The following is a 10,732-nucleotide window of genomic DNA, read 5'->3' as shown; positions in this document are numbered from 1 at the left end:
CCATCTTCTCCATGGAAATGGGCGCCGCCCAGCTGGCCGTGCGTATCGTGGGCTCCATCGGCCGCGTGAACCAGGGCAACCTGCGCACCGGCAAGCTCACCGACGAGGAATGGCCGCGCCTGACCGAGGCCATCGAGCGCCTGCGCACCGTTTCGCTGCACATCGACGAAACCCCGGGCCTGACCCCCGGCGAACTGCGTGCCAACGCCCGGCGGCTGGCGCGCCAGTGCGGCAAGCTCGGCCTGATCGTGGTCGACTACCTGCAGCTCATGAGCGGCTCGGGCGCCGGCAGCGCCGACAACCGCGCCACCGAGCTGGGAGAGATCTCCCGGGGCCTGAAGATGCTGGCCAAGGAACTGCAGTGCCCGGTGATCGCCCTCTCGCAGCTCAACCGCTCGGTCGAGCAGCGCACCGACAAGCGCCCCATGATGTCCGACCTGCGCGAATCAGGCGCCATCGAGCAGGACGCGGACATCATCATGTTCATCTACCGCGACGACTACTACAACAAGGACAGCAAGGAGCCCAACGTGGCCGAGGTCATTATCGGCAAGCAGCGCAACGGCCCGACCGGCACGGTGAAGCTGTTCTTCCAGAAGAACCAGACCCGCTTTGAAAACCTCGCCATGGGCAGCGGTGGTGATGATTATTGAACCCCCCTGAGGCGCTTCGCGCCATCCCCCCAGGGGGACGCTCCCAGTGCGGCGGGGCGGCCCTTGCACGGGAGCGCTGGCGGGGCCGCGCCCACTTTACAGGTCGGAAATGAAAAGGCCCCTGCCATCGGCAGGGGCCTTTTCATTGTGGAGCAGTGCAGTTCGTCAGAGTACCTCGCTGGCGAAGTCTGCGAGGCGTGAGCGCTCACCCCGCGCCAGCGTGATATGCCCGCTGTGCGGCCAGCCCTTGAAGCGGTCCACCGCATAGGTCAGGCCCGAGGAGCCTTCGGTCAGATAGGGGGTGTCGATCTGCGCCAGGTTGCCCATGCAGATGATCTTGGTGCCCGGGCCGGCGCGCGTGATCAGCGTCTTCATCTGCTTGGGCGTCAGGTTCTGCGCCTCGTCGATGATCACGTACTTGTTCAGGAAGGTGCGCCCGCGCATGAAGTTCATGCTCTTGATCTTGATGCGGCTCCTGATCAGCTCGTTGGTGGCGGCGCGGCCCCACTCGCCGGCATTGCCGCCGTCGCCCTTGGCCAGGAACTCGAGGTTGTCGTCCAGCGCGCCCATCCAGGGGCCCATCTTCTCCTCTTCCGTGCCGGGCAGAAAGCCGATGTCCTCGCCCACGCTCACGGTGGCGCGGGTCATGATGATCTCGGTGTAGCGGCGGTCGTCCAGCACCTGGGTCAGGCCTGCGGCCAGGGCCAGCAGGGTCTTGCCGGTGCCGGCCGTGCCGGTCAGGGTCACGAAGTCGATCTCAGGGTCCATGAGCAGGTTCATGGCGTAGTTCTGCTCGCGGTTGCGCGTGGTCACGCCCCACACCGCGTGCTTGGCCGAACCGTAGTCCTTGAGCGTCTGCAGCACCGCCGTTTTTTCGCGGATCTCGCTCACGCGGGCGAACAGGCTGGGCTCGCCGGGGGCTTCGAAGTACACGAACTGGTTGATCATCAGCTGCGGCACGATGGGCCCGCCGATGCGGTAGTAAGTGTGCACTCCGCTCTGCCAGCTTTCGACATTCTTGCCGCTCTTGACCCAGAAGTCCGGCGGCAGGGCCAGCACGCCAGAGTACAGCAGGTCACCGTCTTCCAGCGTCTTGTCGTTCTGGTAGTCCTCGGCGGCCAGGCCCAGGGCGCGTGCCTTGACGCGCATGTTGATGTCCTTGGACACCAGCACCACCTCGCGCGGGGCGTGCAGATTGCGCAGGGCCTCCACCACACCCAGGATCTGGTTGTCAGCCTTGCCCGGGGGCAGGCTGGTGGGCAGGCTGTAATCCAGCGGAGCGGTCTGGAAGAACAGGTGGCCGCCGGCTGCGCGCTGGCCGGTGGAATCGAGCTTGAGGCCGTGGGCGATGTCGGCGCCCGCGACGCCCGCCAGGGCATCCAGGGTGCGGCTGGTCTGGCGGCCGTTGCGGGCCACTTCGGTCATGCCCTTCTTGTGGCCGTCGAGTTCTTCCAGCACGATCATGGGCAGGAAGCTGTCGTGCTCTTCGAAGCGGAACAGGCTGGTCGGGTCGTGCAGCAGCACATTGGTGTCCAGCACGAACAGCTTGGACGGGCCGCTCGGGCGCGCGCGCTTGGTGGTACGGGAGGCCGGGGTGGCTGCTGCCGGCGCCGTTGCGGCCGTGCTGGCGGGGGGCTTTTTGGCGCTGCTGCGTGCGGTCGCGGGTGCGGCCGGTGCCTTCGCGCGGCTGCCTGCCGCCACGGGTTCCGCCGGCGCAGCGGCTGTCATGGTTGCTGCGGGGGCGGGTACGGCCTGCAGGGTGGCGCGACCGGAGGTGGCCTTGCGGGCGGGCGTGCGGGCTGCAGGGGGTTCCAGGGCTTCTGCGGCTGCGGGCTGCGCTGTGGCGCGGCCGGGTTTGGCCACCACGTCATAGGCATCGGGGGAGAGCAGGGCGGCGCGGCGGCTGGGAGCGGGGGGAAGGGGCATGGTGTGCGGGGCCTCGGTCTGTGGTGGGATCAGAAAGCAAAAAGCCGCCTGGAGGCCAAGGCGGCTTTGTCGGGGAGGGCGGTCGTTGCAGAATCCAGAAGCATTGGCCCCATTATGCCTATTCCGCGTGGCGCGCCCGCAGTGGGCACGCAAGGCTGTTGCGGGCAGGCCCGCAGCCCGGTTTCAGGCGGCTTTCTTCAGGGCCTTGATGCCCTTGACGGCCTTGAGCACCTCGTCCACATGGCCGGGCACCTTCAGTCCGCGCCATTCCTGCACCAGCAGGCCATCGGGGCCGATCAGGAAGGTGCTGCGCTCGATGCCCTTGACCTTCTTGCCGTACATGATCTTGTTCTTGACCACGCCGAACATGTGGCACATCTTCTCTTCGGTGTCGGCGATCAGTTCGAACGGGAGTTCCAGCTTTTCCTTGAAGTCGTCATGCGACTTCATGTTGTCGCGCGACACGCCGAACACGGCAGCGCCGGCCTTCACGAAGTCCTTGTACTTGTCGCGGAACTGCATGGCCTCCGTCGTGCAGCCCGGGGTGTTGTCCTTGGGATAGAAGTACAGCACCAGAATCTGGCCAAGGTGGGAGGTGTTGGAGACCTTGATTCCACCGGTTGCGTTGGCTTCAAATTCAGGGAGGGGTTTGTTGACAACGATCGCCATATCACTTCAATCTCTCAGGATGTAGTCGTTGATAAGCCAGGGGAGTGGGGGTGTCCAAAGCGGCTAACAAAACTCTTCTGGCGTTGTCGCTGCGTCTTGTCGTACTAACGTACTGCCTGCGACGCAGCGCCTAGCCAGAACCGCTTCGCTGAGTTTTGTTAGCCGCTCTTATTGCTTTTGAAAGGCCCCTGGCCGCAACCGTAGATTTTACCCTGAAACGGACTCTTTCGCGAATCGCATTCTGTAACCAAAGTACACAGGCCGGAGCCTGTTCGGTACCTGGGCCGCCCCAAAGCCCGGGTCAGGGCGCTGCCTCCAGCAGCAGGGCCGCGACCACGTTGCGCCCCTCGCCTGCCAGGATGTTGTAGGTGCGGCAGGCCGCGGCCGTGTCCATGGTTTCCAGGCCCAGGCGGCGCGCCATCAACGGCTGCAGCCAGGCTGGGGGCGGAAAACGGTTGCGCTGCCCGCTGCCGAAGATGACCAGCTCAGTCTCGAGTTTCGCCAGTTCGGCGAAATGCTCGGCCGTCAGGTCCTCGAAGCGGGTGCAGGGCCAGGCCTGGCGCAGCCCGTCCGAGCCGACGATCACGCTGTGGGTGATCTTCTCGCCGTCCACCCCGATCCAGCCAGGACCGTAGCCCGTGACGGTTTGGACATTGGCTTTGTCGGGCTGGAATTTCATGGTGTGTGTCGGGTGCGCGGCGCGGGCCCCGGGGCCCGCCTCGCTGGTGATCTGTGGTCAAATTATAGGTTTCGCCAAGGTGCCAGCCGCTCTGGCCGCCACCTGACCCCACTGCACCACCGTCAGCGCATGAAAACCGTCCAGAAATCCGCCAAGCTTGCCAACGTCTGCTACGACATCCGGGGCCCGATCATGGATGCGGCCAAGAAGATGGAAGAGGACGGCCACAAGATCATCAAGCTCAACATCGGCAACCTGGCGGTGTTCGGCTTCGACGCGCCCGAAGAGATCCACCATGACAAGAGCCGCAACCTGCCCAATTCGGCCGGCTACTCGGACAGCAAGGGCATCTTCGCGGCCCGCAAGGCCGTGATGCACGAAACGCAAAAGCAGGGCATCAAGGGCGTGGCCCTCGATGATATCTACCTGGGCAACGGCGCCAGCGAGCTGATCGTGATGGCCACCAACGCCCTGCTGGACGATGGCGACGAGCTGCTGCTGCCCTCGCCCGACTACCCGCTGTGGACCGCCGCGGCCAGCCTCTCGGGCGGCACGCCCGTGCACTACCTGTGCGAAGAGGCCAACGGCTGGATGCCCGACCTCGCCGACATCCGCGCCAAGATCACGCCTCGCACCAAGGGCATCGTGGTCATCAACCCGAACAACCCGACGGGCGCGCTGTATTCGGACGAACTGCTGCGCGGCATCGTCGCCATCGCGCGCGAGCATGGCCTGGTGATCTTTGCCGACGAGGTCTACGACAAGGTGCTTTACGACGGCGCCACGCACACCGCCATCGGCTCGCTCAGCGAGGACGTGCTCACCCTGACCTTCAACTCCCTGTCCAAGAGCTACCGCTCCTGCGGCTACCGCGCAGGCTGGCTGGTGGTCTCGGGCGACAAGAAGCCCGCGCGCGACTACATCGAGGGCCTGAACATGCTCTCCAACATGCGCCTGTGCGCCAACGTGCCGGGGCAGTGGGCCATCCAGACCGCGCTGGGCGGCCACCAGAGCATCAACGAGCTGGTGTGCGAGGGCGGGCGCCTGCGCAAGCAGCGCGACCTGGCCTATGAGCTGATCACCGCCATTCCGGGCGTCACCTGCGTCAAGCCCCGCGCTGCGCTCTACATGTTCCCGCGCCTGGACCCGGCCGTCTATCCGATCAAGGACGACCAGCAGTTCTTCCTGGAATTGCTGCAGGAGACCAAGGTCATGCTGGTGCAGGGCACGGGCTTCAACTGGGCTGCGCCCGACCATTTCCGCATCGTGTTCCTGCCCCACGAGGACGACCTGCGCGACGCCATCGGCCGCGTGGCGCGCTTCCTGGAGCAGTACCGCAAGCGCAAGCAGACGGCGGCCGCCTGAGGCGATTGCGCACCGGAGACCATCTGCCCATGCGCCACCACCATGCCCCCCATGCCCTGGTGCCTTGCGTGTGCCTGCTGGCCCTGGCGCTGCCAGCGCAGGCTGCGGACAAGGAGCCTGTGCGCTTCACCCACAAGGACTGGGGCCTGCAGTGCGACAACACCCGCGCCTGCAGCGCCGTGGGCTACCAGCCGGAGGCGGGCGACTCAGGGCCCGTGTCCATCCGCCTGACCCGCGAAGCCGGTCCCGGCACGCCGGTGCTGGTGGACCTGCAGGTATCCACCGAGGACGCCACGCCGGCGTCGCTGAACCTCAAGGTGGGCAAGCTCTCCCTTTCCGGCCTGAAGGGTGACATTCCGCGCGTTCCGGCCGGCCAGGTGGCTGCACTGCTGCAGGAGCTGCAGAAGAACGACGAGGCCACCGTCACCGCGGGCAAGGAACAATGGGTGCTGTCGCTGGCTGGCGCCAGCGCCGTGCTGCTCAAGATGGACGAGGCCCAGGGCCGCGTGGGCACGCCCGGCGCGCTTGTGCGGCGCGGCAGCAAGTCCGAATCCTCGGTGTTGGCTGCAGTGCCCGCGCCGGTGGTCAACGCCGTGCGGCCCCTGCCCGAGCGCAAGGGCGACGATGCCCTCGCCAAGCCACTGCTGGCCGCCATCGATCTCAAGGAGGTCGATGACCGCTGCAACGGCGACCCGCCCAAGCCGGCCGAAGTGCAGGTGCATCGCCTCACGGAGCGCAAGGTACTGCTGTCCATCCCCTGCGCCATGGGCGCCTACAATTTCGGTGGCCTGAACTGGCTGGCCAATGACCGCCCGCCCTACCAGCCGCAGCAACTCGACGCCGAAGGCGAATTCGATGCGGCCGACGGCTCGATCCGCTCCTCCATGAAGGGACGCGGCATCGGAGACTGCTGGTCCATGCAGGAATGGCATTTCGACGGCAAGGGCTTCGTGCTCACCGGCCAGTCCGGCGACAGCATGTGCCGCGGCTTTGCCGGCGGCGCCTGGCAACTGCCCTCCTACACCGCCAAGGTGGTCCTGCCCACCAACCCCGCTTCCAAGAAACCCTGATTTTTATGACCATGAAACCCATCCAAGTAGGCCTGCTGGGCATCGGCACCGTCGGCAGCGGCGTGTTCAACGTGCTGCAGCGCAACCAGGAAGAAATCCGCCGCCGTGCCGGCCGCGGCATCGAGATCACCATGGTGGCCGACCTGGACGTGGCGCGCGCCCGCTCGGTCGTGGGTGAGGGCGTGCAGGTCGTCAACGACGCCCGTGCCATCATCGCCAACCCCGACATCGACATCGTCATCGAGCTCATCGGCGGCTACGGCATCGCCCGTGCGCTGGTGCTGGAGGCCATCGCGGCCGGCAAGCATGTGGTCACCGCCAACACGGCGCTGCTGGCCGTGCACGGCACCGAGATCTTCGCTGCCGCATCGGCCAAGGGCGTGATGGTGGCCTTCGAGGCCGCCGTGGCCGGTGGCATCCCCATCATCAAGGCGCTGCGCGAAGGCCTCACGGCCAACCGCATCCAGTGGATCGCCGGCATCATCAACGGCACCACCAACTTCATCCTGTCCGAGATGCGCGACAAGGGCCTCGATTTCGACGTGGTTCTCAAGGAAGCCCAGCGCCTGGGCTACGCCGAGGCCGACCCCACCTTCGACATCGAAGGCGTGGACGCCGCCCACAAGGTCACGCTGATGAGCGCCATCGCCTGCGGCATCCCGGTGCAGTTCGACAAGGCCTACGTCGAAGGCATCACCAAGCTGGGTGCCGCCGACATCAAGTACGCAGAGCAACTGGGCTACCGCATCAAGCTGCTGGGCATCACCAAGCGCGCCGACAAGGGCATCGAACTGCGTGTGCACCCGAGCTTGGTGCCTGCCAAGCGCCTCATCGCCAACGTCGAGGGCGCCATGAACGCCGTGGTGGTGCAGGGCGATGCCGTGGGCTCCACGCTGTACTACGGCAAGGGCGCGGGCAGCGAGCCCACGGCCAGTGCCGTGATCGCCGACCTGGTGGACATCACCCGCCTGCACACGGCCGACCCCGAGCACCGCGTGCCGCACCTGGCCTTCCAGGCGAACACCCTGGCCGACGCCATGGGCACGCTGCCCCTGCTGCCCATGAGCGAAGTGGTCACCAGCTACTATCTGCGCCTGCGCGTGGCCGACCAGGCCGGCGTGCTTGCCAAGGTCACCGGCCTGCTGGCCGAGGCCGGCATCAGCATCGACGCCATGCTGCAGCGCGAAGCCGACGAAGTCGGCGGAGAAGGTTCCACGCAGACCGACCTCATCATCCTCACGCACGAGACGCGCGAAGGCACCATGGACGCCGTGATCGCCCAGATGCAGGCCCTGCCCACCGTGCTGGCGCCGATCACGCGCATCCGCAAGGAAGAGCTCAACTGACGCCTCTGGCGTGCGCGCCCTGAGCGCAACGGAACACCCATGAAATACCTCAGCACCCGCGGCCATGCAGACCGCAAGCAGTTCTGCGACATCCTGCTCGAAGGCCTGGCCCCCGATGGCGGCCTGTACCTGCCCGAGCACTATCCGCAGGTCAATGACGCCATGCTCACGCGCCTGCGCAAGGCCTACCACGAGCAGGGCTACGCCGAGCTGGCCTTCCAGATCCTGTCGCTGTACATCGACGACATCCCGGCAGCCGACCTCAAGGCCCTGTGCGAGAAAACGTACACGGCCGAGGTCTTCGGCACCGGCGAGATCGTGCCCCTGCGCCACCTGGAGAACAGCCTCTGGCTCGAAGCCCAGTCCAACGGCCCCACGCTGGCCTTCAAGGACATGGCCATGCAGCTCCTGGGCAACCTGTTCGAGTACGAGCTGGGCCGCCGCGGCGAAGAACTGAACATCCTCGGGGCCACCAGCGGCGACACCGGCAGCGCGGCCGAGTACGCCATGCGCGGCAAGAAGGGCGTGCGCGTCTTCATGACCAGCCCGCATGGCCGCATGAGCGCCTTCCAGCAGGCGCAGATGTTCAGCCTGCAGGACGAGAACATCCACAACATCGCCATCGAAGGCGTGTTCGACGACTGCCAGGACATCGTCAAGGCCGTGAGCAACGACCTGGCGTTCAAGCGCAAGTACAAGATCGGCACCGTCAACTCCATCAACTGGGCGCGCCTGCTGGCGCAGGTGGTCTACTACTTCGCCGGTTATGTGCAGGCCACCGAGACCAACGACCAGAAGGTCAGCTTCACTGTGCCCAGCGGCAACTTCGGCAACGTCTGTGCCGGCCATGTGGCGCGCATGATGGGCCTGCCCATCGCGAAGCTGGTGGTGGCCACCAACGAGAACGACGTGCTCGACGAGTTCTTCCGCACCGGCGTGTACCGCGTGCGCGGCAGCGCCGATACGCACGAGACCTCCAGCCCCTCGATGGACATCAGCAAGGCCAGCAACTTCGAGCGTTTCGTGTGCGACCTGCTGGGCCGCGACGGTGCGCGCACCAAGGCCTTGTTCGGCGATGCGCTGTCCCAGGACGGCCGGTTCGATCTGAGCCGTGATCCGAAGTTTGCCGACGCGGCCAGCCGCTACGGCTTCGAGAGCGGCAAGAGCACGCATGCCGACCGCCTGGCCACCATCAAGGGCAACTTCCAGCGCCATGGCGTGACCATCGACACCCACACCGCCGATGGCGTGAAGGTGGCTTTGGAGCACCACAGCGACCCGGCCGTGCCCATGATCGTGCTGGAGACGGCGCTGCCGATCAAGTTCGCCGAAACCATCATCGAAGCTCTGGGCCAGCCGCCCGAGCGGCCGGCGAAGTTTGCCGGCATCGAAGACCTGCCCAAGCGCGTGCAGGTGATGCCGGCCGATGTGCAGCTGGTCAAGGCCTACATCGAACGCCATTGCCATTGAGGCGGGCGGGGCCGGTGGAGCGGATCGAACACAGCAGGGCCGGGCCGAGCCGCGGTTCCATGCAGGAGGTGGGATGAAGGTTGTCTGTTTTGCAGGCTTTTCCGGCAGTGGCAAGACCACCCTGGTCGAGCAATTGATCCAGGAACTGCGGGCAAGGGGCCAGCGGGTGTCCGTGGTCAAGCATGCGCACCACAATTTCGATGTGGACCATCCGGGCAAGGACACCTGGCGCCACCGCCAGGCGGGTGCCTTCGAGGTGGTAGCCGCCTCTGACCGGCGCCTGGCGCTGATGCGCGAATTCGAGCGGCCTGCCGAACTCACCGTGCACCACCTGCTGGCCGAGCTCTACCAGGGGGTGGACTGGGTGCTGGTGGAGGGTTTCAAGAACAGCGACCTGCTCAAGATCGAGATCTGGCGTGCTTCCGGCGAGGGCGAAGAACCCCGTGGCGTGCTGTTTCCCGAGGACGATTTCGTGGCGGCCGTGGCCACCGACGCCCCAGGGCAGTTGCCCGTGCCCACAGGGCTGCCGCTGCTCGACCTCAATGCCCCGGCCCAGGTCGTGGACTGGCTGGAGCAGTATGCCCACCGCTTCGAGTACGACTGGGAACTGCACCAATGAAACCCCCTGGCAAGCCCCTCAAGCCCTTTGACGCCGCCCTGGCAGACCTGCTCGCCGCCGCTGCGCCGCTGGCGGGCACCGATCTCGTTTCAACCTTCGATGCCGATGGCCGGGTGCTCGCGCAAGACGCCATTTCGTCCCTGCAGGTGCCGCCCCAGGACAACAGCGCCATGGATGGCTATGCCGTGCGCAGCGCCGACGTGCCAGCCCCCGGCACGGTGCTGCCGGTATCGCAGCGCATCGCTGCAGGCAGTGCCGGTACCCCTTTGGCCGCCGGCACGGCCGCGCGCATCTTTACGGGCGCACCGGTGCCCGAAGGCGCCGACGCGGTGTTGATGCAGGAGGACTGCGAGGCGCTGCAGGATGGCAGCGTGCGCATCCAGGCCGAGCCCTCCGCCGGGCAATGGATACGCCGTGCCGGCGAGGACATCCGCCTGGGCGCGACCATCCTGGCCGCAGGCATGCGCCTGTCGCCGGCTGAGCTGGGCTTGGCCGCCAGCATTGGCCTGCATGAACTGCAGGTGGCGCGCCGCCCGCGCGTGGCGCTGTTTTCCACCGGTGATGAGCTGGTGATGCCGGGCGAGGTGCCGCCCGAGCAGATGCGCCCCGGCGCCATCTACAACAGCAACCGCTTTTTCCTGCGCGCCATGCTGCTGCGCCTGGGCTGCGACGTGACGGACTTCGGCATCGTGCCTGACCGGCGCGAGGCCACCGTCGAGGCCCTGCGCAAGGCCAGCGAGGCCCATGACCTGATCCTCACCAGTGGCGGGGTCTCGGTGGGCGAAGAGGACCATGTCAAGCCTGCCGTGGAGTCGCTGGGTTCGCTGGATCTGTGGCAGATCGGCATGAAACCGGGCAAGCCCTTCGCCTACGGCCGGGTGGGGGCTGCGCACTTAATCGGCCTGCCGGGCAACCCGGTGTCGAGCTACATGACC

General features: G+C 66.4%; 10 protein-coding genes. 7 read left to right on the top strand and 3 right to left on the bottom strand.

The window, feature by feature from the left end; genetic code table 11:
* Positions 1-653: replicative DNA helicase (locus ACK59X_RS18895; protein ID WP_409959698.1), on the top strand; the 653-nt coding region annotated here is incomplete at its 5' end.
* Positions 654-818: 165 nt separating this feature from the next.
* Here the strand turns inward: ACK59X_RS18895 and ACK59X_RS18890 are convergent.
* The 3 genes from ACK59X_RS18890 to ACK59X_RS18880 all read right to left on the bottom strand — a co-directional run bounded on the left by ACK59X_RS18890 (position 819) and on the right by ACK59X_RS18880 (position 3,927).
* Positions 819-2,579 (bottom strand): PhoH family protein, encoded by a 1,761-nt coding sequence (locus ACK59X_RS18890; protein ID WP_409959696.1) that lies wholly within the window; start codon positions 2,577-2,579, stop codon positions 819-821.
* 183 nt (positions 2,580-2,762) lie between these two features.
* Positions 2,763-3,248 (bottom strand): peroxiredoxin, encoded by a 486-nt coding sequence (locus tag ACK59X_RS18885; protein WP_322596052.1) that lies wholly within the window; start codon positions 3,246-3,248, stop codon positions 2,763-2,765.
* 301 nt (positions 3,249-3,549) lie between these two features.
* A complete protein-coding gene (locus ACK59X_RS18880) occupies positions 3,550-3,927 on the bottom strand; it encodes an Mth938-like domain-containing protein (RefSeq protein WP_409959693.1) in 378 nt (125 codons plus the stop codon).
* 129 nt (positions 3,928-4,056) lie between these two features.
* Here ACK59X_RS18880 and ACK59X_RS18875 point away from each other — a divergent pair, with 129 nt between their 5' ends.
* The 6 genes from ACK59X_RS18875 to glp all read left to right on the top strand — a co-directional run.
* Positions 4,057-5,292, top strand: a complete 1,236-nt coding sequence (locus tag ACK59X_RS18875) for a pyridoxal phosphate-dependent aminotransferase (protein WP_409959692.1) — start codon at positions 4,057-4,059, stop codon at positions 5,290-5,292.
* Positions 5,293-5,321: 29 nt separating this feature from the next.
* Positions 5,322-6,362, top strand: a complete 1,041-nt coding sequence (locus tag ACK59X_RS18870; protein WP_409959690.1) for a DUF1176 domain-containing protein — start codon at positions 5,322-5,324, stop codon at positions 6,360-6,362.
* Positions 6,363-6,373: 11 nt separating this feature from the next.
* Positions 6,374-7,708 carry a homoserine dehydrogenase gene (locus tag ACK59X_RS18865; protein ID WP_409959688.1) on the top strand — a complete coding sequence of 445 codons (1,335 nt, stop codon included), beginning with the start codon at positions 6,374-6,376 and terminating at the stop codon, positions 7,706-7,708.
* Between the two features lie 39 nt (positions 7,709-7,747).
* A complete protein-coding gene (gene thrC / locus ACK59X_RS18860) occupies positions 7,748-9,178 on the top strand; it encodes a threonine synthase (protein ID WP_409959686.1) in 1,431 nt (476 codons plus the stop codon).
* A 73-nt stretch (positions 9,179-9,251) separates the two neighbouring features.
* On the top strand, positions 9,252-9,797 hold the full coding sequence (gene mobB, locus ACK59X_RS18855) for a molybdopterin-guanine dinucleotide biosynthesis protein B (RefSeq protein ID WP_409959684.1): 546 nt from the start codon (positions 9,252-9,254) through the stop codon (positions 9,795-9,797).
* The coding region (gene glp, locus ACK59X_RS18850) for a gephyrin-like molybdotransferase Glp (protein ID WP_409959682.1) at positions 9,794-10,732 on the top strand (939 nt) is incomplete at its 3' end. The genes mobB and glp, both read left to right, overlap by 4 nt.

Source organism: Acidovorax sp. (genome assembly GCF_046339755.1).
Lineage (GTDB): Bacteria > Pseudomonadota > Gammaproteobacteria > Burkholderiales > Burkholderiaceae_C > Acidovorax.
The sequence above is the reverse complement of the archived record's forward strand: the minus strand, read 5'-3'. Positions and strand labels throughout refer to the sequence as shown.

Coding starts and splice junctions, on each gene's coding strand:
- thrC (WP_409959686.1), top strand. CDS start 7,748: ATGAAATACCTCAGCACCCGCGGCCATGCAGACCGCAAGCAGTTCTGC.
- ACK59X_RS18865 (WP_409959688.1), top strand. CDS start 6,374: ATGAAACCCATCCAAGTAGGCCTGCTGGGCATCGGCACCGTCGGCAGC.
- mobB (WP_409959684.1), top strand. CDS start 9,252: ATGAAGGTTGTCTGTTTTGCAGGCTTTTCCGGCAGTGGCAAGACCACC.
- ACK59X_RS18870 (WP_409959690.1), top strand. CDS start 5,322: ATGCGCCACCACCATGCCCCCCATGCCCTGGTGCCTTGCGTGTGCCTG.
- ACK59X_RS18885 (WP_322596052.1), bottom strand. CDS start 3,248: ATGGCGATCGTTGTCAACAAACCCCTCCCTGAATTTGAAGCCAACGCA.
- ACK59X_RS18890 (WP_409959696.1), bottom strand. CDS start 2,579: ATGCCCCTTCCCCCCGCTCCCAGCCGCCGCGCCGCCCTGCTCTCCCCC.
- ACK59X_RS18880 (WP_409959693.1), bottom strand. CDS start 3,927: ATGAAATTCCAGCCCGACAAAGCCAATGTCCAAACCGTCACGGGCTAC.
- ACK59X_RS18875 (WP_409959692.1), top strand. CDS start 4,057: ATGAAAACCGTCCAGAAATCCGCCAAGCTTGCCAACGTCTGCTACGAC.